Origin of the sequence: Streptomyces sp. NPDC050287, assembly GCF_044459385.1 — a bacterium.
Taxonomy (GTDB): domain Bacteria; phylum Actinomycetota; class Actinomycetes; order Streptomycetales; family Streptomycetaceae; genus Streptomyces.
On the sequence record NZ_JBITIY010000011.1, the window covers coordinates 217,024 to 240,118 of the forward strand.

Annotated in this window: 18 protein-coding genes and 1 pseudogene; 8 read left to right on the forward strand and 11 right to left on the reverse strand. The window is 71.1% G+C overall.

The genetic code is table 11. The annotated features are described in order from the left end of the window. Positions 1-79 precede the first annotated feature (79 nt). Positions 80-2,848, forward strand: coding sequence for an AAA family ATPase (locus ACIBK3_RS33660; RefSeq protein WP_399371258.1), 2,769 nt, complete (start codon positions 80-82; stop codon positions 2,846-2,848). Between the two features lie 196 nt (positions 2,849-3,044). Next, complete coding sequence (locus ACIBK3_RS33665) at positions 3,045-3,185, forward strand: hypothetical protein (protein ID WP_399371260.1); 141 nt, start codon at positions 3,045-3,047, stop codon at positions 3,183-3,185. Positions 3,186-3,648: 463 nt separating this feature from the next. Here ACIBK3_RS33665 and ACIBK3_RS33670 read toward each other — a convergent pair. Continuing rightward, a pseudogene (locus ACIBK3_RS33670) lies at positions 3,649-3,991 on the reverse strand (WYL domain-containing protein); the annotation flags it as partial. 188 nt (positions 3,992-4,179) lie between these two features. Between ACIBK3_RS33670 and ACIBK3_RS33675 the strand changes: the two are divergent. The 5 genes from ACIBK3_RS33675 (at position 4,180) to ACIBK3_RS33695 (ending at position 8,287) form a co-directional block, all read left to right on the forward strand. Next, positions 4,180-4,989 carry an alpha/beta hydrolase gene (locus tag ACIBK3_RS33675; protein ID WP_399371262.1) on the forward strand — a complete coding sequence of 270 codons (810 nt, stop codon included), beginning with the start codon at positions 4,180-4,182 and terminating at the stop codon, positions 4,987-4,989. Beyond that, the gene (locus ACIBK3_RS33680; protein ID WP_399371263.1) at positions 4,986-5,816 is read left to right on the forward strand and encodes an SDR family NAD(P)-dependent oxidoreductase; all 831 of its coding nucleotides are present in this window, start codon (positions 4,986-4,988) and stop codon (positions 5,814-5,816) included. Before ACIBK3_RS33675 ends, ACIBK3_RS33680 begins: the two co-directional genes overlap by 4 nt. A gap of 71 nt (positions 5,817-5,887) precedes the next feature. Continuing rightward, positions 5,888-6,877 (forward strand): alpha/beta fold hydrolase, encoded by a 990-nt coding sequence (locus ACIBK3_RS33685; RefSeq protein ID WP_399371265.1) that lies wholly within the window; start codon positions 5,888-5,890, stop codon positions 6,875-6,877. A gap of 14 nt (positions 6,878-6,891) precedes the next feature. Then, positions 6,892-7,371: a cupin domain-containing protein gene (locus ACIBK3_RS33690; protein ID WP_399371266.1), complete on the forward strand. Its 480-nt coding sequence runs from the start codon at positions 6,892-6,894 to the stop codon at positions 7,369-7,371. Positions 7,372-7,414: 43 nt separating this feature from the next. Beyond that, a complete protein-coding gene (locus ACIBK3_RS33695) occupies positions 7,415-8,287 on the forward strand; it encodes an alpha/beta fold hydrolase (protein ID WP_399371267.1) in 873 nt (290 codons plus the stop codon). A gap of 126 nt (positions 8,288-8,413) precedes the next feature. On the opposite strand, the gene ACIBK3_RS33700 is transcribed toward ACIBK3_RS33695, so the two are convergent. Beyond that, positions 8,414-8,536 carry a hypothetical protein gene (locus tag ACIBK3_RS33700; protein WP_399371269.1) on the reverse strand — a complete coding sequence of 41 codons (123 nt, stop codon included), beginning with the start codon at positions 8,534-8,536 and terminating at the stop codon, positions 8,414-8,416. Between ACIBK3_RS33700 and ACIBK3_RS33705 the strand changes: the two genes are divergently transcribed. Further along, positions 8,535-9,368, forward strand: a complete 834-nt coding sequence (locus ACIBK3_RS33705) for an alpha/beta fold hydrolase (RefSeq protein WP_399371270.1) — start codon at positions 8,535-8,537, stop codon at positions 9,366-9,368. The genes ACIBK3_RS33700 and ACIBK3_RS33705 overlap by 2 nt on opposite strands. A gap of 85 nt (positions 9,369-9,453) precedes the next feature. Here ACIBK3_RS33705 and ACIBK3_RS33710 read toward each other — a convergent pair whose 3' ends face one another. The 9 genes from ACIBK3_RS33710 to ACIBK3_RS33750 form a co-directional block, all read right to left on the reverse strand. Further along, positions 9,454-12,234: an ATP-binding protein gene (locus ACIBK3_RS33710; protein ID WP_399371271.1), complete on the reverse strand. Its 2,781-nt coding sequence runs from the start codon at positions 12,232-12,234 to the stop codon at positions 9,454-9,456. 84 nt (positions 12,235-12,318) lie between these two features. Then, on the reverse strand, positions 12,319-15,033 hold the full coding sequence (locus ACIBK3_RS33715; protein ID WP_399371272.1) for an ATP-binding protein: 2,715 nt from the start codon (positions 15,031-15,033) through the stop codon (positions 12,319-12,321). Positions 15,034-15,526: 493 nt separating this feature from the next. Then, complete coding sequence (locus tag ACIBK3_RS33720; protein WP_399371274.1) at positions 15,527-16,609, reverse strand: S1 family peptidase; 1,083 nt, start codon at positions 16,607-16,609, stop codon at positions 15,527-15,529. 229 nt (positions 16,610-16,838) lie between these two features. Further along, positions 16,839-17,810 (reverse strand): SPFH domain-containing protein, encoded by a 972-nt coding sequence (locus ACIBK3_RS33725; protein WP_399371361.1) that lies wholly within the window; start codon positions 17,808-17,810, stop codon positions 16,839-16,841. Between the two features lie 130 nt (positions 17,811-17,940). Next, positions 17,941-18,849 (reverse strand): S1 family peptidase, encoded by a 909-nt coding sequence (locus tag ACIBK3_RS33730; RefSeq protein WP_399371276.1) that lies wholly within the window; start codon positions 18,847-18,849, stop codon positions 17,941-17,943. A gap of 210 nt (positions 18,850-19,059) precedes the next feature. Then, entirely contained in the window at positions 19,060-19,869 is an 810-nt protein-coding gene (locus ACIBK3_RS33735) for a DUF1684 domain-containing protein (RefSeq protein ID WP_399371277.1), read from the reverse strand. 22 nt (positions 19,870-19,891) lie between these two features. Continuing rightward, entirely contained in the window at positions 19,892-21,193 is a 1,302-nt protein-coding gene (locus tag ACIBK3_RS33740; protein ID WP_399371279.1) for an NtaA/DmoA family FMN-dependent monooxygenase, read from the reverse strand. Next, positions 21,177-22,280: an LLM class flavin-dependent oxidoreductase gene (locus ACIBK3_RS33745; RefSeq protein ID WP_399371280.1), complete on the reverse strand. Its 1,104-nt coding sequence runs from the start codon at positions 22,278-22,280 to the stop codon at positions 21,177-21,179. The genes ACIBK3_RS33740 and ACIBK3_RS33745 overlap by 17 nt, the downstream gene beginning before the upstream one ends. A gap of 32 nt (positions 22,281-22,312) precedes the next feature. Next, positions 22,313-23,074: an amino acid ABC transporter ATP-binding protein gene (locus ACIBK3_RS33750; protein WP_399371282.1), complete on the reverse strand. Its 762-nt coding sequence runs from the start codon at positions 23,072-23,074 to the stop codon at positions 22,313-22,315. Positions 23,075-23,095 lie beyond the last annotated feature (21 nt).

A 23,095-nucleotide genomic window follows, 5' to 3' on the forward strand; every position in this document is an offset into this window, starting at 1 on the left:
AAGATTTGGCCTGGTGCCGTTGAACTCGGGTCGCCGGCGCTGGCTGGGGGCGACCGCAGCCCTTTAAGCTTTCAAGCAAATGGACCTGTACGGACGGCGCCAGGAGCAGGCAGCCCTTGACCGGATCCTTGACGGCGCCCGTCAGGGATGCGGAGCGACCATGATGGTGTGGGGTGACCCCGGCATCGGTAAGACCGCCCTGCTCGACTACGTGGCCGAGTCGGCCGCCGCGGACTTCACCGTCCTGAGATGTCGCGGTACTCGTCTCGAGTCGGAGCTGGCCTTCGCCGCGCTGCACGAATTGCTGTGGCCGGTGACGGAGCGGATCAGCACTCTCCCGGAGCCGCAGGCCAAGGCCCTGAACGGGGCGCTCGGTACCAGCAACGATGTGGCGGACCGGTTCCTGATCGGCGTGGCCGCACTGACGCTCTTCCGCGAGCTGGCCGAGGAACGGCCGGTGCTCATCGTCGCCGACGACGCCCAATGGCTCGACGAGCCATCCGCACAGTGCCTGGCCTTCGCCGCGCGCCGACTGCGCAACGAGCCCGTGGTCATGCTCCTCACCGGACACGACGACCCCGTCGACGGCCTCTGGGAAAAGCTGACGGCCATGGAGGTCCGGGAGCTGGGCGACGAGGACGCCCGGCTCCTCGCCCGTGCCGTCGCTCCGCACGCGGACGAGGCGGTGATCCGCCGCACGGTCCGCGCGGCAGCCGGAAATCCTCTCGCACTCCAGGAGCTGACCACGTCCGTGGCGGCCGGCGACATCTCGACGCACCCTCTTGCCGATGAGCGGATCGCCGTCGGGCCACGTCTGCGCCGTGCCTTCCGCGCCCGGCTCGAGAGGATGTCCGCGCCTGCCCGCACCGCTCTCCTTCTCGCCGCCGCCGATCACCGTAGCGATCGAAACACCATGTGGCAGGCCGGAGTTGTGCTCGGTATCGACGTGGGCGCGTGGGACGAGGCGATGCACTCGGGTCTGCTCGCCACGCGCCCGGACGGTCGCGTGTGCTTCCGCCACCAGTTGATGGGGGCGGTGGTCTACGAGGAGGCGCCGGCCGCGGACCGGCAGACGGTTCATCGCGCGCTCGCCTCCGTCCTGACCGGTGAGAACGCCGACGAGCTGCGCCCCTGGCACCTCGCCGCAGCCGTGGAGGCCGCGGGCCGACCCGACGAGGAGGTGGCCCGGCTCCTGGAAGAGTCGGCCCAGCGGTCCTGGGCGCGCGGTGGCTGTGCCACGGCGGCTCGTGCCCTGCGGCGTGCGGCGAAGCTGTCCCCCTCCACGGACGACGCGGCCAGACGACTGGCTCACGGGGCGAGGGCGGCCTGGGAGGCCGGCCATGTCGACGTGGCGCTGGGCATGCTGGAGCGGGCCGAAGGGTATTCGTCCGCATCCACGGTCGCGGATCTCAGCGAGGGGTTGCGCGGGCTGATCGAGTTCGCGCACGGCGATCCGGAAACCGCCTGCCGTCAGCTGACCCGGGACATGGACCGGGTGGCCGATCCCGGGCAGGCCTTCGGGCTCGGCAGCATGGCGCTGCGGGCTGCCTGGGCGGCCGGGCACGGCGCGCTTCAGCGCGAGGCGCTCCAGCGGCTCGAGCGGCGGCTCCCGCGAGGGAGCTTCCCGAACGCCGATCTGCTGCCGTTGCTGCGCCAATGGTGGACGGAGGAAGGGGGCGGCGGCGCCGATGACCGCGACCAGATCGTGGCCCCCGTCGCGGACATCCTCACCCGGCTCAGCGGCAGTACCTGGATCCTGATGCCACCGGCACCGCTGGCGGTGGCCTGGGGCATCGAGTCGGCCCTGCACGAGGCGCTCCGCCGCGAGACCGACATGCTGCGGCACACGGACCAGGTCACTGCCCTGACGCAGACGCTGGCCCAGACCGTGGCGCTCGACATCGCCCAAGGCTCCTGGACCTTGGCCACGGCGAACGCCCTTGAGGGGCTCCAAGTGGCCGAGGGGACCGGCGACGACCACTTGGCGGCGCAGTGCGACGCCGGTCTCGGATGGCTGGCAGCCGCGCGAGGCGATGAGCGGACCGTCGCGGACGTCGCCGCCCGGTTCATCGAGGTATGGGTGCCGCGTGGGGTGCGCGTCTTCAGCGCCTGCGCGGAGTGGAACCTCGGCATGTCGGCGCTCTTCGCCGGCCGGGCCGAGGAGGCGCTCGACCTCCTGGTCCGGCTGACCGAGCACGGGCACCACGCCGCGCACCCCACCATCGCCGTGCTCGCAGCGGCGGACACCGCCGAGGCCGCCCTCCAGGCAGGGCAGCGGGCGACGGCCGAGGAACAGGCGCGGCTGCTGCGGCGGTGGGCCGAGCGGACCGGGGCGGCGTGGGCGACCTCCGCGACGCACCTTGTCCATGCGCTGCTGGCCTCCGGAGCGGATACGGAGAAGCAGTTCCGGCTTGCGCTGGATGTTCCCGGAGCCCGGTCGCGGCCCTTCAACCACGCCCGCACGCGCCTGCTGTACGGCGAGTGGCTGCGGCGGGCCCGCCGCCGCACCGACGCCCGGACACAGCTGGCCGAAGCCGCGGAAACCTTCCAACGACTCGGCGCGGCGCCCCTGCTCGCCCGCACCCGGGCCGAACAGGAGCTGACCGGGCAGCACCTGCGCCGCGACTCACCGGCCCGGGACACCGCGGCCATCCTCACGGCGCAGGAGCTGAGAGTCGCACGGCTGGCCGCGCGGGGGCTCACCAACCGGGAGATCGGGGCACAGCTGCTGATCAGTCCCCGCACGGTGGGTCATCACCTGGCCAACGTGTTCCCCAAGCTCGGTATCGTCTCGCGCGCCGACCTCGCGCGCATCGACTTCGGGGACGGGCTGCATCTGATCGGCTGACCGGCCGCCTTCGGGGAAGGACCGGGCGACCCGTGGGGCCGCACTCCGGCTTCCTGCTCTCGATGTCGCGGTCGGTGCAGGGGTCGGTGCATGTGGTGCGGCAGAGCTGCTCGTCCGGCCCGTGCGCCTCGGCGGCCGGCTGCCGCAGTTCGGCGAGCGCGCCGGTGATGTCACAGGCCGCAGGTGCGGGAAGCTCTTGCCCCTCGCCATCGAGGCAGGCGTCCCCCGCAACGCCCTCACCCAGCGATATCTCGACCTGAAGAGCGAGTTCTACGCCAAGGTCAAGAACGAGGGCAGCCGACCGACGTTGAGAACCGGCTGCGCAAGCAGGTCGTGAAGCTGAAAGAGCTTCGTGAGAAGGACAAGGCCGAGCTCGACCAGCTCCGCGCCGATGTCGCAGGGCTGGTCCGTGTGCTCAACCAACTGACCCTGGAAAACCGGCAGTTGCGCGAGCATCTGTCGCGCCCCCGGCCGCCGGGCGAGCGGCGGCCGGGTACTGGAAGCCTCCCACCGCCATCGCCCCGTGTCCGGCACGGGGGCGCTCCTCGTTACGGAGTCAGGGAGCCTGCGATGGGAGCTCGGTCGGGCACGGTGAGGGGGCGACGGTGCTACCGAAGTCCAGAGCCGATTCGTATGCGGCAATCCGCCGTCACAAATCATGAATCTCGTTGCTGACCTGGCGTCATTCCTCCGCGACCGGTGGGACGACGAGGAATGCGACGCCGACCTCTCCCACGAGCTCGCATGTCCCGCCCCACCCGAGGCGCGAGCGCTGCACGGGCGCCACAGCGCCCCTACCAGGGTTCAAGCCGTCCCATCGGCGGACGGATCCAGGGGGGGCCACCTCGGCCAGCGGGAGGTCGAACACCACGCGGGTGGAGAACTCCCGTCCGAGGCCCAGATGCGCCTCCAGCACCGCCACCGGGTCGAGACCTGCGGATGGTTCGAAGCCGGGCCCGGTCCGCCGGACCGCGCGGACCCGGTCGACCCGGTACGTGCGGATCGCCTCCGCGCGATGGGAGTGGCACAGCAGGTACCAGCGCCCGTAGCGGACGACGAGGACCAGGGATCCACCTCCGCCTCCCACTCGTTGCCGGCCTCGCTGCGGCACCTGACCAGCACACGGTGCCGGGCCGCGACGGCGCACTGCCGGCGGGCGCCGTCACGCGGAACAACGCGTGGACGCCGCTGGAGTCCCTGCGGATCGACGCGGGTGTCCTGGGGCCGTTCGGGATCCACCACTGGGGTGTCACCCCGGTGCGAGAGCACCGCGGTTCCCGGTTTCGTGTCCACATGCCGGGTCAGGACCCCCAGACAAGAGAGGCCCAGCCATGACCGTCACGCTTCCCGTGGTCTTCGTCCACGGACTTTGGCTGCACAGCACCTCCTGGCGACCGTGGATGGATCTCTTCCGCGAGGAGGGCTACGACGCGTCCGCGCCCGGGTGGCCCGGCGACCCCGACACCGTCGAGGAGGCGCGCCAGAACCCCGAGAGCATCGCCGGCTACGGCATCGACGACGTCGTCGAGCACTATGCAGCCCTGATCGCGGCCCTGCCCGTGCGGCCCATCGTGATCGGTCACTCGTTCGGTGGGATGATCGCGCAGAAGCTGCTCGGCCAGAACCGCGCCGCCGCGGCAGTCGCGATCGACGCCGCACAGATCAAGGGCGTTCTGCCCCTGCCGCTGTCCGCACTGAAGGCGACCTTCCCGGTCTTCAAGAACCCGGCCAACAAGCGCCGGTCGGTCTCCCTGAGCGCAGAGCAGTTCCGCTTCGCGTTCGGCAACGCCATTTCGGAGGAGGAATCGACGGCCCTGTACGAGCGCTGGACGGTTCCCGCGCCGGGCAAGCCGCTGTACGAGGCCGCCTCCGCCAACTTCAACCCTCACTCGCCGGCGAAGGTCGACACGCAGAACAGCGGACGCGGTCCGCTGCTGCTGATCTCCGGCGGGAAGGATCACACGGTGCCTGAGGTCGTCACCCGGGCCACCCTCAAGCAGTACCGGCACTCCGAGGCCGTCACCGACATCATCAACTTCCCCGACCGCGGGCACTCCCTGACGATCGACGACGGCTGGCGCGAGGTCGCGGACACCGTCCTCACCTGGCTGCGGCAGCAGAAACTGGAGACCGGGCGATGACCTCCCGTGCGTCCCAGGCCGCCGGAACGTCCGGTGCCGACGCTGGGCTGGCCGGACGGACCGTCGTGGTCACCGGCGCCGGGCGCGGCATCGGGCTGGCCATCGTCGAGGCCTTCCTCGCAGCCGGCTCCCGCGTCGTCGCGGGATCGAGGGAACGCACCGAAGCCCTCGACCAGCACGTGAAGCAGGGTGCTCAGCTCACCGTCGTGGCGCTCGACCTCGCGACGGCCGACGGTCCGGCCGCGCTGGTCGCCGAGGCCGTCGCGATCCATGGCGGTGTCGACATCCTGGTGAACAACGTCGGGGCGGTGCGGCCGCGGCTGGACGGCTTCCTGGGCGTGACGGACGAGGACTGGGAGTGGACGTTCACGGTCAACTTCATGGCCGCCGTCCGCACCACCCGGGCCGCGCTGCCGCACCTGCTCGCCACCGGAGCGGGACGTATCGTCACCGTCTCCTCCGTCAACGCCCGGCTGCCGGACCCGCTGGTCATCGACTACGGCGCGGCGAAGGCAGCGCTGACCAACTTCTGCAAGGCCCTGTCCAAAGAGGTGGGGCCCCGCGGTGTGCGGGTGAACACCATCGGTCCCGGCCCGGTGGACACCGCGCTGTGGCAGGGCGCTGACGGCGTCGCCGCCGCGGTCGGCCAGTCCCGGGGCGTCGACCCCCGGGAGGTGGCCCGCGGCGCGGCGGACCAGTCGGTGACCGGCCGCTTCACCCGGCCGTCCGAGGTGGCCGATCTCGTGCTCTACCTCGCCGGCCCTCGGGCGGCGAACATCACCGGCGCCGACTTCGTCATCGACGGCGGTCTCGTCGACTCGCTCTGACCGGCCGTCACGATGCGGCGGAACCGGTCCCGCCGCGCCTCGCTTCCCCTCGCAATCCTTCGGAGAGACCAGTGAGATTCCGCCTGCCCAGATCCCGCCGCCTGGTGGCCGCGGTCTTCGCCCTGGCCATCGGCCTCGGCTCGACCACCCTCACGGCCGCGGCCTCCGACAAGCCGGCATCGCAGGCCGGCGAGCGGATACCCGCCGGCTTCAGCGAACACAAGACCCAGGTCGCCGGGACCGGCATCAACTACGTGATCGGCGGCCGCGGCCCGACCCTGGTCCTGATCCACGGCTATCCCCAGACCTGGTACGAGTGGCACGGCATCATGCCCGCGCTCGCCAAGCACTACACCGTCATCGCCCCGGACCTGCCCGGCGCGGGCCACAGTGACGCCCCGGCGTCCGGCTACGACAAGAAGACCATGGCCGCCAAGCTGCACGCGCTCCTGGTGTCGCTCGGCAAGGCCGACGACGTGAACGTCGTCGGCCACGACATCGGCACGATGGTCGCCTACTCCTACGCCGCGCAGTATCCGCACAGCGTCCGGAAGCTCGTGCTCAGCGAGGCTCCGATCCCGGACAAGGGCATCTACCAGCACCCGGCGCTGACCGCCCAGGGCCCGGGCGCGTGGCACTTCGGCTTCTTCTCCTTGCAAACCGGCCTCCCCGAGAGCCTGGTCCGGGGCCGCGAGCTGACCTGGACCTCCGGTTTCATGCGCGGGATCGCCGTACACAAGGACGCCCTGACCCCGGACGACCTTCAGGTCTTCGCCTCCTACCTGCGCGACTACGCACACCTCGAAGCGAGCTTCGCCTGGTTCCGGACGTTCCCTCAGGACATCGCCGACAACGCGCGGTTCCAGAAGACGCCCCTGACCATGCCGGTCCTCGCGATCGGCGCCGACGGCAGCCTCCGTTCGTCGGTCGCGAAGCAGGCACGCCACTACGCCACCCACGTCACCCCGGCGGTCGTCCCCGACTCCGGCCACTGGATCTACGAGGAGCAACCGAAAGAGATGACCGACATTCTGCTGCGCTTCCTGGACGGCCGACGATGACGTCAGGGGCGGAAATGACCCGGTTCTTCCCGACCTTCGGCCCGACGGCCGAACGCGAACCCTTCTGGTTCCTCGGTGGCCAGGCCAGGATTCTGCTTCCCGGCGCCGCGACCGACAACCGGCTCAGCCTGATGGAGTTCGCCGACCCGGTCGGCCACGCGCCCCCGCACCACGTCCACGAGGACGAGGAGGAGGTCTGGTTCGTCCTCGACGGCGAGGTGACGTTCTTCGTCGGCGACCAGCGCCACGACCTGGTGCCCGGACAGGTCGCGTACGGGCCGCGCGGAGTTCCGCACAGCTATCTGGTGCGCTCGCCCCAGGGGGCGCGGATCGCGGTGCTGTTCAGCCCGGCCTGCATAGAGGAGTACTTCCGGGCCAACGGCACCCCGGTGGCCGAGGCCGGGGACCTGCCGCCGGAGTTCGATATCGGGGCGGTCGTGGCCTCCGCCGAGGCCTTCCACCTGCGCGTCACCGGACCGCCGCCGTCCTTGTGAGTCGGACCGCCCTGAAAGACCAGGGGAGACGAGGAGAACAGCCATGACAGGCATCGAACCCGCCCGATTCCGCGAGGGCGGGCAACGCCGCAGGAAACTGATGCTTTCGGCGCTGGCGGTCGGGACACTGCTCGCGGTCCCGGCGCTGTCCGCCGCCACGCCCGCCGGCTCGGCGTCCGCCACGAACGCGGCGACGGCGTCGGCCGCACCGAGCACACCCAGGCCGACCGTCGTCCTGGTCCACGGCGCGTTCGCGGACTCGTCGAGTTGGAACGCGGTGATATCGCGGCTCGAGCGCCGGGGTTACCCCGTGATCGGCGTCGCGAACCCGCTCCGTGGCCTGGCCGACGACTCGGCCTACGTGTCCAGCGTCCTGGACACCGTTGCCGGGCCGGTCATCCTGGTCGGCCATTCCTACGGCGGCGCCGTCATCACCGACGCCGCGGTGGGCCACCCCAACGTCAAGGCCCTGGTGTACGTCGCCGCGTTCGCTCCCGACCAGGGCGAGTCCGGCCTGGCGATCCTCGGGAAATACCCGGGCAGCCAGCTCTCTCCGGCGCTGACGGTCCGGCCGTTCCCAGGCGGGCAGGACGCCTACGTCAACCCCGCGGATTTCCGGCAGGTCTTCGCCGCCGACGTACCGGCCGGCAAGACCCGGCTGATGGCAGCCGGGCAACGGCCGGTGGCACTGGCCGCGTTCGCGGAACCCAGCAGCACACCGGCATGGAAGACCATCCCCTCCTGGTTCCTGGTCGCAGGCGCCGACCGCGCCATCCCACCGGCTGCCGAGCAGGCCATGGCGCTGCGTGCGGGTTCGCACACCGAAGTGATCCGCGGCGCCTCGCACGCGGTCCTCGTCTCACATCCCGACGCCACAGCCCACGTCATCGAGGCCGCCGCCCGCGCCACCTCCTGACCCGGCATCATCCGCGAGAGGTGTGGCCTCAGTTGAGTGACGCTCCTCGACCCGGACGAACAGCGGGGACTTCGGCCCACGTCAGCCCGACGTCAATCAAAGACGCACAGGTAGAACGCTTAAGCGTCACTCATTTTGTTCGAATGCGCGGTCGCTGGAGTCGGCGCCGCCGCCCCGCACGCCGTCCGCATCACCCACCCCGACGCCGTCACCACGCTGATCCACCAAACCGCGAAGGGAAATCGACATGCCTTACATCACCGTCGGCCAGGAGAACTCCGCCGACATCGAGCTCTACTACGAGGATCATGGGAGCGGGCAGCCTGTCGTGCTGATCCACGGCTACCCGCTGAACGGCCGTTCCTGGGAGAAGCAACTCCCGGCCCTGCTCGACGCGGGCCACCGGGTCATCGCCTACGACCGGCGCGGCTTCGGCCGGTCGTCGCAGCCGACCACGGGCTACGACTACGACACCTTCGCCGCCGACCTCCACACACTGCTGTCCGAGCTGGACCTCACCGACGCGGTACTCGTCGGATTCTCCATGGGCACCGGCGAAGTAGGCCGTTACCTGGGTACGTACGGCTCGCAGCGCGTCGCCAAGGCCGCGTTCCTGGCCTCCCTCGAACCCTTTCTGCTCAAGACCGACGACAATCCGGACGGCGTCGACCAGTCCGTCTTCGACGGCATCCTGGAGGCGGTCACGAAAGACCGCTACGCCTACTTCACCGGCTTCTACGAGGCGTTCTACAACCTCGACGAGACGCTCGGCCACCGGATCAGCGAAGAGACCGTGCGGGCCAGTTGGAGCGTGGCAGCGGATGCGTCGGCGTACGCGTCGGTGGCCTGCGTGCCCACCTGGATCACCGACTTCCGCGCCGACGTCGCCAAGATCGACGTACCGACTCTGATCCTGCACGGCACGGCCGACCGGATCCTGCCGGTCGACTCCACCGGACGGCCCTTCCACGCGCTGCTGCCCTCGGCCGAGTACGTCGAGATCGAGGGCGCCCCGCACGGTCTGCTGTGGACGCACGCCGAGGAGGTCAACGCCGCGCTGCTGGCCTTCCTGGGCAAGTAGTCGCTCGGCTCGGCCCCGCACCGAGTGCCTGGTCCGTGACTCGACGCGGGGTCGCGCCTGGCCCTGGAAGGCCCATGAGGAAGAGTCAGTCCTCGGTCGCCGGGCCCGGTTCCCCGATCGCGTGAGGGATCTGTTTACGGGAGGTGATGCCGAGCTTGCGGAACACCTTGTTCAGATGGAACTCGACGGTCGAGGCGGTGACGAACAGCCGTGTCGCGATCTCTCCGTTGGTCAGCCCGGAGGCGGCCATGGAGGCCACCTGCCGCTCCCGCGGTGTGAGGTCGAATCTGGTCTCCTCCGTCCGCCTGCGGGCTGTCTCGCCGGTGGCCAGCAGCTCGGTCCGGGCCCGCTCGGCGTACGGCACCGCGCCGAAGGCGTCGAAGCTCTCGTACGCGGCGCGCAACTGCTTCCTGGCGTCGGAACGCCGTTTGCCTCGGCGGAGCCACTCGCCGAACAGCAGGCGGGACCGGGCCTGTTCCAGGGCCAGCGGCGCCTGCTCCAGCAGTTCGACCGACTCGTGGTAGAACTTCTCGGCATGGTCGCCGTCGGCCGTCAGCGCCCGGCCGAGGGCAAGGGTGCCCAGGGCCCAGGGAGTATCGGCGAGCGGGGCGCGTTCCTCCAGCCGGGCCAGGGCCCGGCCCGCGCCGTCTCGGTCACCGGTGCGGACACCGGCCTCGATGAGCAGCGGCAGAACGAGGTTTCCGCAGGTCGGAGGGTCCTCCTCGAAAACCGCCCGCGCGTGCTTCATCGCCTGCCGGTAGCGGCCCTGCCCCAGCTCGAACGAGGCCAGAGCATGCTGCGCCATCAAATGGTGCAAGCCTTGGCCTATGCTCCTCATCTCCGCGGTCCGCCGCACCGCCGCCCGCAGCTCGGCCTCCCGGCCGGTCAGGGCGAACAGATGGAGCCGGTTGATGTCTCCGCCGCCGGGGAACCCGGTGTCGGCCACGATGTCGTCGAACTCTGCGTAGCAGACCTCCGCCCCCGTGAACCGTCCGTCCAGAAGTGCGTAGCGCGCCTCGACGAGCAGCGTGATGCTCAGCGCGTACAGCGCGCCGGTGTCGCGCTCCGCCACCGCCAGGCGGTCGGTGAGTTCACGCCCGGCCTGGACGTCCCACAGATCGTCGCAGGCCATCAGCAGCATCACCGCGAACGGACTGTGCGCGTCCCCGATCCCGCCGCCCCGCAGCCTGTCCAGGGCGCTGCGCAGCACGGGCGCGCCGTGCTCGTAGCCCTCGGCCACGCGACGGGCCAGACCCTCCATCAGCAGGTCGCGGCCGCGCACGGCGGAGTCCGGGTCGTGCCGCGCGGCGACGACTGCCGCCGCGACCTCGGTCAGCGACGTGCCCCGCGTGCAGTCGTGGGCGACCAGCGCGGCGTGCAGCGCCTCGCAGAGCAGCTCCCAAGTCAGCCGTGGGTTCTGCGGGCCGAGCCTGGTCACGGCGTCCATCAGCATCGCGGGGACGTCGGCGACGGCGATCTGGAACATCTGCGTGGTCGCCCGCATCCGCAGTTCGCGCGTGCGCATCACCGGGTCACGGATGTCAGCGCCGGCGAGGTCCAGCGCGGTTTGTGCCGTCGGCGCGTCGCCGGACATCAGATGGGCCTGCGCGGCGTCGAGCAGCCGCTCGGCCCGTTTGTCCGGGTCTCCGGTGAAGTCGGCGGCGCGCGACAGGAACAGGGCCTGCTGGGAGTAGCCGCCGCGGGAGCGGGCTCGCTCGGAGGCGGCTTCCAGGTCGTCGGCGACCTTGTCGTCCACGCCCTCGGTGGCCTCGGCCCGATGCCAGGCGCGGCGGTCGGCATCGCGTACGGGGTCGCAGGCGGCGGCCAGTGCCGCGTGCGCCCGGCGGCGCTCGCCGGGTTCGGCTCCGGCATAGACCGTCGAGCGGATCAGGGGATGGCGGAAGGCCGTCGGCGTCTCCCGGCCGAGGATTCCGGCAGCGACCGCCGGCTGGACGGCGCGGGCCGACAGGCCCAGCCGCCCGGCGGCCCGCCACATCATCCCCGTGTCGTCCGAGGGGGCCGCCGCGAGCAGCAGCAACAGGGTTCCGGTCTCGGGCGGCAGGGCTCGGACCAGGCGCCGGAAGTGGCCCTCGAGCAGCTGGCTCACCGGCAGCGGATCGGGCAACGGGGCGATACCGGACAGTTGCTCGGCGGCCAGGGCGTCGGCCAGTTCCAGCAGCGCGAGCGGATTGCCACCAGTGCCGGCGACGATCCGCTCGGCCACCGCTGTGTCCACCCGCCGGGTGCCGAAGGAGAGCAGGACCTTGGCCTCCGACTCCGGCAGGCCGGTCACGGAACGCGTGCTCAGCGCGTCGAACAGGCCGTTGTCCCCAATCCCGTCACGGACGGCGATGATCAGGCCCAGGGAGTCGGCATGCAGTCGGCGAGCGGTGAACGCCAGCGCCTCGGCCGACTCCCGGTCCAGCCACTGCGCGTCGTCCAGCAGGAACAGCAGCGGCTGATCGGCGGCGGCCTCGGACAGCAGTGTCAGGGTCGCCAGCCCGACCAGGTAGCGATCCGCGGGCGGCCCCGAGGCCAGGCCCAGGGCCGCGTCCAGCGCGGCGTGCTGCGGCTCGGGCAGTCGGCTCGTCCGGTTCAGGAACGGTCGCAGCAGCCGGTGCAGCGCGCCGAAGCCGAGACTGGTCTCGGGCTCGACCGCGGTCAGCCGGACCACGCGCAGTTCTGCGGCCTGGGCGGCGGCGTACTCCAGCAGTCGGGTCTTGCCGACCCCCGGTTCGCCGGTCAGGACCAGGACTCCGCTGAGGCCGTCGCGCACCGCGTCGAGCAGTCGTCCGATGGCTTCGCGTTCGGCGTGGCGGCCGACCATCGGCGGCCCGGATGCATGCTGGACGTCGTTCCACACCATGGGACCGCCCCCTCTGTCGAGGTCCTGACATGGGGAACGCTAGGAGCGCCGCGCCACCGGAAGCGAGCGTCATGTGACGGTGGTTCAACGCAGTGCGCTGACCGCCATCCGCAGCTCGGCGCGCGAGACCACGCCCAGCTTGGGGAAGATCCGGTGGAGATGTGAGCTGACGGTACGGTGCGACAGGTAGAGCCGCTGGCCTATCTCGCGGTTGGTCAGCCCGTCGGCGGCGAGCTGGACGATCTGCAGCTCGTGGGCGGTCAGCTGGTCCCGCGCGTCCGGGGCCCGGCGGCGGCTGGCCTCACCCGCGGCACGCAGTTCCCGGCGGGCTCTCTCCCCCCACGGGATCGCCCCGAGCGCGTCGAACATGTCGCGGGCGGCACGGAGATGGTCGCGGGACTCGACGCTGCGCCGTCGGCGCCGGAGCCATTCGCCGTAGACCAGGTGGGTCCGGGCCCTGATCAGCGGCCAGGCACTGAGGTCGGCGCCCAACGCGGCCGCGAAGAGCGAGTCGGCGTCTTCGTCGAGCGCCAGCAGGGCCCGGACCAGCCGCAGTTCGGCGTGCAGCACCGGCGCGGAGGTCACCGTGGCGACCTCCTCCAGCTCCGCCACGATCGGAAGCACGGCCTCCAGCCGCCCGCAGCGCGCCGCCGCGTCGACAAGGTCACCTACGGCCGTCAACCGCAGGGCGACCTGGAACGCGGGATCCGCCGGATCGTGAAGCCGGCGGAGATGGCCGAAGGCCTCCTCGAACCGCCCCGCGCCCAGCGCGGCCAGCCCGCGTGCCATCGACGCGGTGGCCAGCACCGGACGTGCCCCGGCCGGCAGGCCGATCTCCTCCGCCTCCTCGGCCAGCTCCAGAGCGGAATCCAGCTCACCGCGCAGCGCGGCCAGCTTGGCAGCGGTGGCGGTCATCAACGCGTACATCATCGTCTGGCTGGTTTCGCGCGCCAGCCTCCGTGACTCCTCGGTCGAGGCGATCGCCGCGCCCAGGTCCCCGACCACGAGAGCACTCCACGCGTCCGCGCCGACCGTCCGGGCCAACAGCCCCAGACGTCCCTGGGCACGCAGCGGCGCGCCGCCGGCCGTGGAGAACGCCCGCGCCAGGTCGAAACCGCCGACGAGGAGCGAGGCGGTGCTGAGCATGCGGTAGGCGCGGCCGTCGTCGCCCTCCTTCAGGGCGACGTGCCGGGCCCGGTCCAGGACGAAGACGCCACGGTCGACCGGCGCGGCGTAGGCGCAGATGGCCAGGCGCCACGGATCGAGTTCGTCGAGCTCCATCCGCTCCACGGCCTGCAGGACCGTGCGGCGGCCCTCAGGGCCCGGTTCCGACCAGAAGCACAACTGCGCCGCGCTCCACAGGATCCGCAACGCCAGCACACGGTCCTCCGTGGCCATCTCCTCGGCGAGGGCCGTCAAGGAGATGGCTCCTGATGAGTGGCTGTGCAATCCCTCGTCGAAGCTGCCGCGCAGCCAGACGACCGTGGCGTGCTGCCGCCGTGACAACGGCCCGGTGAGCGCCTGGTCCAGCAGCCGGGTCACGGTCTCGGCCCGCCCGAGCTCGACGGCGAAGTCGGCGGCACGCAACAGCCGTTCCGCTCGGCGGCCGGCGTCCTCGCTGAGCGCGGCGGCCTGTTCGAGGGCCGTGACGGCCGCCGCGATGCCGCCACGGCGTGCGGCCCGGTGAGCGGCGTCCTCCAATGCGGCGGCAACCGTCTCCTCCGGGGCGTCGGCCGCGGCGGCCCGGTGACGCAGCTGCCGGTCGGGATGTTCGTCGAGCACAGCAGCGAGTGCCGCGTGTGCGGCGTGACGGACGCCGGTGGGCATGGTCTGGTGGATCGCCGACCGCATCAGCGGATGCCCGAAACTCAGTTCCGTACCGACGACTCGGACGAGCCGGGCGCGCACGGCCGGGTCGAGTTCCGCACTTCCGGCCGTCGCGCCGGTGAACTGCCCGGTCGCGCGGTAGATCTCGGGGAGCGACGAACTGTCGTTGAGCGCCGCGATCCGCAGCAGACTGCGGGTGATGTCCGGCAGGGTCTCCAGGCGGTCGGTGAAGGCCCGTTCGAGCCTCTCGGTGAGAGGCAGTTGGGACAGGTGCGGATCGGCCGACGCGCCGAGAGTGCGGGAGAGCTCGGTCAGGGCCAAGGGGTTCCCGGCAGCCTCGGCCAGCAGTCGGCGATGCACGGTCGGCCGCAGATCCGGGGCGCTGTCCGCCAGGAGTTCCGCGGCCTGCCCGTCCGTGAGCGGGCCCAGGATCACGGAGGTGAGTTCTTCGGAGTTCAAACGCGACCGGTAGCCCTCGCGCGCGGCTCCCACCACGACCACCGGCTCCGTGCCGACCCTGCGCGCCACGAAGGCCAGGACACTGGCGGTGGCGTCGTCGAGCCACTGGACGTCGTCGACCAAGACCAGCACCGGCGCCACCGCGGCCGCGTCGGCCAGAAGGTTGAGAACCGCCAGACCGACCAGGAAGACGCCGGGGACACCGGCTCCGGCGTGCCCGAGAGCGGCGTCCAGGGCCTGCCGGTGCGGCGCGGCGAGCTCAGCGGCTCCTGCGGCCAAAGGACGCAGGACGAACTGCAAGCCGGCATAGGGAATGTCGCTCTCGGCCTCGACACCGCTCGTGCGCAGAACCCGGTAGCCGAGCCCCTCGGCAAGGGCGGCGGTCTCGGCGAGCAACGCCGTCTTCCCGATGCCGGGCGCCCCGCGCACCAGCACCGCCCCGCCGTGGCTCCGCGGCTCGGCCAGCAGCCGACCCAACAGATCCAGCTGATCATCCCGACCGATGAGCCCCACGGTCCCCCCATCAGCCGGGTCCCCGGACTCAGTCTGTTTGGAAGGTCAGGGTACTGCGCCGCAGCCGACGACCTGAACGGCAGACCAGGATGCGATGGACTCTCGCTCCGTCTCAGCCTCAGGACAGTGCCGACTCAACGACCCATGAGCTCAACGTGCAGAACGTGACAGGGAAGCGCAGGGCCCGGCGGGCCCGGTAGGTCTCGGGCCTGGCGGTGACCGCGACCCGCTCCTTGCCGAACCGGTCGAAGATCGCGTCCTAGCACTCCAGCCGTCGGGCGGGCTCCACGTCGATGTCGATGTCGGGCAGCGACGCGCGCCGCACGCTCAGGAAGCGTTTGGACCACGGCCCGACCAGGCGCTGCACCGTCACATCCCCGGAGGAAGCGGCGCAATTGCAACGTGAAAGTCCCGTCACTCACGTGAGTGACGGGACTTTCACGTCGTGCCGTCCGTACTTTCCTACGGTGCGGTCATGGCTGCCTGGTGGCTGTCAGCCGATCTGGGCGCCGAAGGCCGAGAGGGCCTCGGTGACCGGCTGGAAGAAGGTCTCGCCACCCGAGGTGCAGTCGCCGCTGCCGCCGGAGGTGAGGCCGATGGCGTCGCTGCCGGAGAAGAGCGAACCGCCGCTGTCGCCGGGCTCGGCGCAGACGTCGGTCTGGATCAGGCCATTGACGATGTCGCCGTTGCCGTAGTTCACGGTGGCGTCCAGACCGGTGACCGTGCCGCTGTGCACCTGGGTGGTGGAGCCGCTGCGGGTGACCTTCATGCCGACGGTGGCCTCGGCCGCTCCCGTGATCTTCTGGGTGGAGCCGTCGTAGAGGTCCACCTCGCTCGGGTGGGCCACGTCGGCGGTGTACTTGACCAGGCCGTAGTCGTTGTCGGGGAAGCTCGACTGCTCGTTCGTGCCGATCGCGTTGCCGCTGGAGTCCGACCAGCTGGAGATCGCCTCCGTGCAGTGCCCGGCCGTGATGAAGTACGGTTCGCCGCCCTTGACCACGTTGAAGCCGAGCGAGCAGCGTCCGCCGCTTCCGGTGATGGCGTCGCCGCCCGCGATGAGGGGCTTGAACTCCCCCTTCGAGCGCTGGAGTTCGGCGGTGGCACCGAGTCCGCCGACGACCTCGGTCAGCTTCGCCCACTCGGCGTCGGAGACCGTGCGGTCGGCGGTGACGACGACCTTGTTGGTGGTCGGGTCGGTCACCCAGGCGGTGCCGGGGATGGTGGCGTCCTGCTTGAGGGTGCCGCGGGCGCTCTTCAGTTCGGCGAGGGAGTTCTCGACGAGTCTGGCCTTGGCGCCGGCCGCCTCGACGGTCTTCGCCGCGGCCTCGTCGAGCACGTTGACCACGAGGCTTCCGCTCTTCGCGTCGTAGAACGTTCCCGCCGCGTCGGCGCCGAGGTCCTGGCCGAGCGTCGAGGCGAGCTTTCCGGCCGCCAGGGCCGAGAGGGTCTCGGGCGCCGGGGACTTCGCCGGCTCGCTCGCGTTCGCAGTCTGGAAGGTGACTCCCGCGGCGACCAGTGCGGCGATGCCCGCACCTGCCACGGCGGCCCGCCGCCCGGGTATGCGTCGGTGCTTCAACTCGCGTCCTCCTGTGGGGGGTCGGTCCGGTGGGTGTGGGGCCTCGCGGACCGGAAGGCTGGTTGACGAGCGACCACTCTTCCGAACCCCACAGGGGGCACACAAGGCCGACTTCAGGACGCGCGTAGAACACGGTTGCGCGCCCCTCTATTTTTGACAGTCCACGGTCACCTCGGGTCGTTCGCGCAGCAAACACTACGCGCGAGTAACTCCGCTCAGCCCGTGAGGACTAGTCCTGTCTTGAAACCGACCCCTCCGAGTCCGGCTCCAAGCGAGGTGCGAGAGGCGGAAGTTGCTCCTGCACCGGTTGCTGTGCCGATTGCGGCACCGAAGGCTGCAGCGGCTGCAGCGCCGGAGCGGGCATCTGCGACCCCGGTTGTTGTGCCGGAGCAGGCATCTGAGGCCCCGGTTGTTGTGCCGGAGCGGGCATCTGCGGCACCGGCTGCTGCGCCTTCTCCAGGAACCGCAGCAGCTCCACCGGGAACGGCAGCACCAGCGTCGAGTTCTTCTCGGCGGCCACCGCCACCACCGTCTGCAGCAGCCGCAGTTGCAGCGCGGCCGGCTGCTCGGACATCTCCTTGGCGGCCTCGGCGAGCTTCTTCGACGCCTGGAGTTCGGCGTCGGCGTTGATGACCCGGGCCCGCCGCTCCCGGTCGGCCTCCGCCTGGCGGGCCATGGACCGCTTCATGGTCTCCGGCAGCGAGACGTCCTTGATCTCGACCCGGTCGATGGTGACGCCCCACTCCACGGCCGGGCTGTCGATCATCAACTCCAGCCCCTGGTTGAGCGTTTCCCGGTTGGAGAGCAGATCGTCCAGCTCGCTCTTGCCGATGATGGACCTGAGCGAGGTCTGCGCCATCTGCGCTACGGCGAACCGGTAGTCCTCCACCCGGACCACCGCCTCGGCCGGCGCGGTCACCTTGAAGTAGACGACGGCGTCCACCCGTACCGTGACGTTGTCCCGGGTGATGCCCTCCTGCGCGGGCACCGGCATCGTCACGATCTGCATGTTGACCTTGCGGAGCTTGTCGATGCCCGGGACGATCAGGGTGAACCCCGGCCCGCGCACCTCCGGCCGGAGCTTTCCGAGCCGGAAGACCACACCCCGTTCGTACTGCTTGACGACCCGTGCCGCCGCCATCACGTACACCGCTCCGGCGGACGCGAGCGTCACTCCCGCCGCCACCAGCTCCTCGACCATCACGGCCCCCAGGGTCCGACGTGACCGCCTGTACGTCGACGGTAACCCCGGTGCGGAACAAGGGCGAGCCCCCGCACGGCGGTTGCGTGCGGGGGCTCGTCCGCTGCCGGCCGAAGGCCGGGGCGAGCGACTAGAAGACGCTGACGCCGTAGGCGTTCAGGGCCTCCACGACCGGCTGGAAGAAGGTCGTGCCGCCGGAGGAGCAGTTGCCGCTGCCGCCGGAGGTCAGGCCGTAGGCGACACCGTTGGTGCCGTAGAGCGAACCGCCGGAGTCGCCGGGCTCGGCGCAGACCGTGGTCTGGATCATGCCGTAGACGACGTCGCCGCCACCGTAGTTGACGGTCGCGTTGAGGGCGGTGACCCGGCCGCTGTGGATACCGGTGGTCGACCCGTCACGGGTGACGGTGGTACCCACGCTCGGGGTGCCGGCGCTGGTGATGTCCGTGTTGCCGGCCGTGCCCGACTTGGTGACCGACGAGTTCGTGTAGCGCACGATGCCGTAGTCGTTGGTCGGGAAGCTGGAGCCCGCCGTGGAGCCGAGCGTGGTGGTGTGGGAGGAGTTCGACCACCACGTGCCCGCACCGTCGGTGCAGTGACCGGCGGTCAGGAAGTAGTAGTTGCCCGCGCTGTCACGGACGTTGAAGCCGAGGGAGCAGCGCCAGCTACTCGCATAGATGGCGTCGCCGCCCGCGATGTACTTCTGGAACTTGCCGTTCGTCCGCTTGATCGTCAGCGCGTCGGCGTCGGCGCCGGCCTGCTGCTTGATCTTGGCGATCTCGGCCTGGGAGACCGTGCTGTCGGCGGTGAGCACCACACGGTTGGTCTTGCTGTCGACGGCCCAGGCGGTGCCCGGGATGTCAGCCTTGAGCACCGAGTTGCTCACGCTCTTGAGCTCGGAGGCGCTGAAGGCGGTGGGGGTGTCGGACGCGTTCGCGTTGGGGACCGCGATGGCGGCGGCGGCCACGAGACCGGTGGTGACGGCGGTCAGCCGGATCCGTCTCGAAATGCCGCTGCGAGGGGTGGTGCGCTTGATCCTCACTTTTCGTTCCTCCACAGGGGAAGTCGGGGGCCCTCGTGGGGTGTGGGCCCGTGAGGCGCAGCCCGGAGCGCGGCCTCCCGGATTCCCCGGATACGCCGTGCCCCTGACAAGCGCTGTGAAGGGAGTATTCGGCCGAACGGACGGTCGGCGCAAGGGTGCCTTTCGGCCGCCAACCTTTGAACGATCTTTGCGATCCCGTGGGAACCGCCTTCAGATCAGGTTCCGTTCACCCGCCTCGACCGCGACGGCCAGGGTGTTCCCGGGCGGCGGGAAAGGGCAGACGAAGTGGTCGGCGAACGCGCACGGCGGCAGCAGCGCACGGTTGAAGTCGACCGTGGTGCGGCCCTCGGCGTCCGGCGCGGCGGGCCGCAGGAACCGGAACCGGTAGCTGCTGTCCCCGCTCGTGGCATCGCCGAAAACCGCCCACAGCGAGCCGTCGCCCTGGACCGTCACCTGGAGTGTCAACTCCCGTCCGGCCAGGCGGAAGGCCAGCTCCCCGCCGAGGCCCAGGCCACGCGCCCGTCCGTCCGCGTTCTCGACGCGTACGGTGCGGTCCTCGTCGTACGGCGTGAAGCGCCCCGGCACCGACCAGCCAGGATCGTAGGGCGTGGCCTCGATGCCCCGGAACGTCTCGCGCGCCGGGGAGGCGGGGTCGAAGTCGCGTACGCCCCACACGCCCTCACGCACCAGCACCACCAACCGGCGCTCGCCGTACCCGACCCGGGCGGCGGCCGCGGGTCCGGCATCGGCCGTGAGCCGCACCTCGCCGCTGAAGGGCTGTCCGTCCACGCTCAGGCCGTCCACGCTCAGCCCGTCCGCCTCCTCGGCGGCCGTCAGCCGCACCGCGTCGCCGTCGACGGTCCACGTCCCCGGCATGTCCGGAAGTCGACCGTCCGGATAGTCCTCCAGCCAGTAGGTGCCGGCGAGCGCGAGGGGGCCGTAGGGCGCCGACACGGTCTCGGTACGGTGCTCGTGCCACTGCTTCCATGCGTCGGATGCGTCGGATGCGTCGGCGGTCATGTGATCAACCCTTCCATTCCGGTCACCCCTTCCCCTCCGGGCCGGACAGCCCGAGGTGGGAGCGCAGGGTGGTGCCTTCGTATTCCGTGCGGAACGCGCCGCGTTCCTGGAGCAGTGGCACCACCCGGTCCACGAACTCGTCGAGCCCGCCCGGGGTGAGGTGCGGGACGAGGACGAAGCCGTCGGCGGCGTCCCGGCGTACGAACGTCTCGAGTTCGGCGGCGACCGCCTCCGGCGTGCCGATGAAGGACTGCCGGGCGCTCGCCTCGATCACGGTCTGCCGGATGGACAGCCCCTTCTCCTTCGACAACGCCCGCCACTTCTCCGCGATCGCCACGTTGTCGCCGTGCCGGGTCCGCCCCTGGGTGAGCGACGGCTCCGGCACCGGATCGATCTCGGGCAGCGGCCCGTCCGGATCGTACGAGGACAGGTCGACGCCCCAGATCTGCTCCAGCGTGAGGATGGCGTTCCGCGGGGAGACCTGCTGCCGGCGGATCCCGGCGGCTCGCTCCTGCGCCTCGCCGGCGGTGTCGCCGAGGACGACGGTGACCCCGGGCATGATCTTCAGGTCGTCGGGGCCGCGCCCGTACTTCTCCAGACGTCTCTTCACATCGGCGTAGAAGGCACGCCCGGCCTCCAGGGTGCCGTGCCGGGTGAAGATCACGTCGGCGGTGGCGGCGGCGAACTCCCGCCCCTCGTCCGAGTCTCCCGCCTGGATCACGACCGGATGGCCCTGCGGGGAGCGCGGCAGGGTGAACTCGCCCGCGATGTGGAAGTGCGGGCCGCGGTGCGCGAAGGGGCGGGAGACGCCGTCCGGTGTCCAGGAGTCCCACAGCTCCCGTGCGGTGGCGACGAACTCGGCGGCGCGCGCGTACCGGTCGGCCCGGTCGAGGTATCCGCCGCGCCGGAAGTTCTCGCCGGTGAAGGCGTCGGAGGAGGTCACCACGTTCCAGGCGGCCCGGCCGCCGCTGAGGTGATCCAGGGTGGCGAGTCGGCGGGCGAGTTCGTACGGCTCGTTGAAGGTGGCGTTGACCGTGGCGGCGAGGCCGAGCCGGTCGGTGACGGCGGCGAGCGCGTTGAGCACGGTCAGCGACTCGGGCCGGCCGACCACGTCGAGGTCGTGGAGACGACCCTTGTGTTCGCGCAGCCGCAGCCCCTCGGCGAGGAAGAAGAAGTCGAACAGACCGCGTTCGGCGGTGCGGGCGAGGTGTTCGAAGGAGGAGAACTCGATCTGTGACTTCGAGCGCGGATCGGTCCACACCGTGGTGTTGTTGACGCCGGGGAAGTGCGCGGCGAGATGAATTTCCTTACGGCGTACGGTCATGACGCTCCCCTGTCACGGCGTGTGTCCCGGCGTACTGGTTGGCGGGCCGCGCCAGGCCCAGGTGCTCGCGGAGTGTGCTGCCCGGGTAGAAGGTGCGGAACAGGCCCCGGTACTGCAGCAGCGCCACCGTGCCGTTGACGAGGCGCTCCAGGTCGCGGCGGGGCTCGACGGGGGTGAGGTGGAAGCCGTCGACGGTGCCGTCCGTGTACCAGGCGGCGATCAGCTCGGCGAGGTCGACGGGGCCGCCCCGGTACAGCGGGCCCTGCCCGGTGGGCCGGGGGCCGCCTCCGCCGTGGCCCGGTTCGGCCGCGTGCTCCCCGTCGCCGAGGTCGACGACGAGGCTCGCGAGAACACACAGGTCGTCGGGGTTGCGGCCGAACTCCCGGGCTGAATCACGCACTTGATCGCGTACGGCGGCGGCGTGCGCGGCGCTCACGGCCCGTACGAGCACCACGTCGGCGTACTCGGCCGCCGTCTGCCGGGCGGGTCCCTCCGTCGCGTCGACCACACGGACCGGGTGGCCCTGGGGCGGCCGGGGCACGATCGAGGGGCCCTTGACCGAGAAGGCGGAACCGGCGAAGTCGACGTGGTGCAGTTTGTCCCGGTCGATGAAGCGGCCGGTCGCCGCGTCCCGTATCTCGGCGTCGTCCTCCCAGCTGTCCCACAACTTCGCGGCCACGTCGGCGACTTCGCGGGCCTCCTGCCACAGCGCGTCGGCGGGCGCGGCACGGCGGCGGCCGAAGAGGCGGGCCTCCTGCTCGGTGGCCGACACCTCGATCCGCCAGCCGGCCCGGCCGCGGCTGACCCAGTCGAGGGTGGCGACGGCGGCCTGGACGTGGAAGGGCTCGGTGTGGGTGGTGGTGACGGTGGGGACCAGACCGATCCGGCCGGTGGCCGGCGCCACCCGGGACAGGACGGTGAGCGCGTCGGGCCCCGGGCGGGCGAAGGTGTCGTCCAGGGTCACGAAGTCGAGGCCGCCGCGCTCGGCGAGCCGGGCCAGCTCGACGTAGGACTCGGCGTCGTACACCGCCGGCTGGTCGACGGCGGCGGCCAGGTGCAGCAGGCCCCGGCCGTGCGATGAGGTCATGTGGGCAACCTTTCTGCGGCGAGCGGCGGCGCTCACAGCACTTTGGAGAGGAACGCGCGGGTCCGGGTGTGCGCCGGCCGGTCCAGGACGTCGGCGGGCGGGCCCTGCTCGACGATCCGTCCGTCGTCCATGAACACCACCGTGTCGGCGACCTCGCGGGCGAAGCCGATCTCGTGGGTGACGACGATCATCGTGGTGCCCTGGTGGGCCAGGTCCTTGATGACGTCGAGGACTTCGCCGACCAGCTCGGGGTCGAGCGCGGAGGTCGGTTCGTCGAAGAGCAGCAGGCGGGGCTCCAGCGCGAGCGCCCGGGCGATCGCCACCCTCTGCTGCTGTCCGCCGGAGAGCTGCTTCGGGTAGGCGTCGGCCTTGTCGGCGAGGCCGACCCGGTCGAGCAGCCCGCGCGCGGTCTCGACGGCCTCCTTGCGGGGCCGCTTCAGCGCGGACACCGGCGCCTCGGTGATGTTGTCCAGCACGGTCAGGTGCGGGAAGAGGTTGAAGTTCTGGAAGACGAAGCCGATGCGCGTGCGCTGCCGCAGCACCTCACGCTCGGGAAGCTCGTACAGCCTGTCGCCGGAGCGGCGGTAGCCGACCAGCGTCCCGTCCACGCTGATCGCGCCCCGGTCCACCTTCTCCAAGTGGTTGATGGTGCGCAGCAACGTGGACTTGCCGGAGCCGGACGGGCCCAGGATGACGGTGACCTCGCCGGCGCGCACGGCGAGGTCGATGCCCTTGAGCACGTCCAGCGCGCCGAAGCTCTTGTGGACGGACCTGATGTCGACCATGACGGTCATCGCGGATTCCTTGCCGTGAGA

Excerpts from the sequence above, each read along its gene's own strand:
- ACIBK3_RS33660 (WP_399371258.1), top strand. The coding sequence starts at position 80 with ATGGACCTGTACGGACGGCGCCAGGAGCAGGCAGCCCTTGACCGGATC.
- ACIBK3_RS33675 (WP_399371262.1), top strand. The coding sequence starts at position 4,180 with ATGACCGTCACGCTTCCCGTGGTCTTCGTCCACGGACTTTGGCTGCAC.
- ACIBK3_RS33680 (WP_399371263.1), top strand. The coding sequence starts at position 4,986 with ATGACCTCCCGTGCGTCCCAGGCCGCCGGAACGTCCGGTGCCGACGCT.
- ACIBK3_RS33690 (WP_399371266.1), top strand. The coding sequence starts at position 6,892 with ATGACCCGGTTCTTCCCGACCTTCGGCCCGACGGCCGAACGCGAACCC.
- ACIBK3_RS33695 (WP_399371267.1), top strand. The coding sequence starts at position 7,415 with ATGACAGGCATCGAACCCGCCCGATTCCGCGAGGGCGGGCAACGCCGC.
- ACIBK3_RS33705 (WP_399371270.1), top strand. The coding sequence starts at position 8,535 with ATGCCTTACATCACCGTCGGCCAGGAGAACTCCGCCGACATCGAGCTC.
- ACIBK3_RS33700 (WP_399371269.1), bottom strand. The coding sequence starts at position 8,536 with ATGTCGATTTCCCTTCGCGGTTTGGTGGATCAGCGTGGTGACGGCGTC.
- ACIBK3_RS33710 (WP_399371271.1), bottom strand. The coding sequence starts at position 12,234 with ATGGTGTGGAACGACGTCCAGCATGCATCCGGGCCGCCGATGGTCGGC.
- ACIBK3_RS33725 (WP_399371361.1), bottom strand. The coding sequence starts at position 17,810 with ATGGTCGAGGAGCTGGTGGCGGCGGGAGTGACGCTCGCGTCCGCCGGA.
- ACIBK3_RS33735 (WP_399371277.1), bottom strand. The coding sequence starts at position 19,869 with ATGACCGCCGACGCATCCGACGCATCCGACGCATGGAAGCAGTGGCAC.
- ACIBK3_RS33740 (WP_399371279.1), bottom strand. The coding sequence starts at position 21,193 with ATGACCGTACGCCGTAAGGAAATTCATCTCGCCGCGCACTTCCCCGGC.
- ACIBK3_RS33745 (WP_399371280.1), bottom strand. The coding sequence starts at position 22,280 with ATGACCTCATCGCACGGCCGGGGCCTGCTGCACCTGGCCGCCGCCGTC.
- ACIBK3_RS33750 (WP_399371282.1), bottom strand. The coding sequence starts at position 23,074 with ATGACCGTCATGGTCGACATCAGGTCCGTCCACAAGAGCTTCGGCGCG.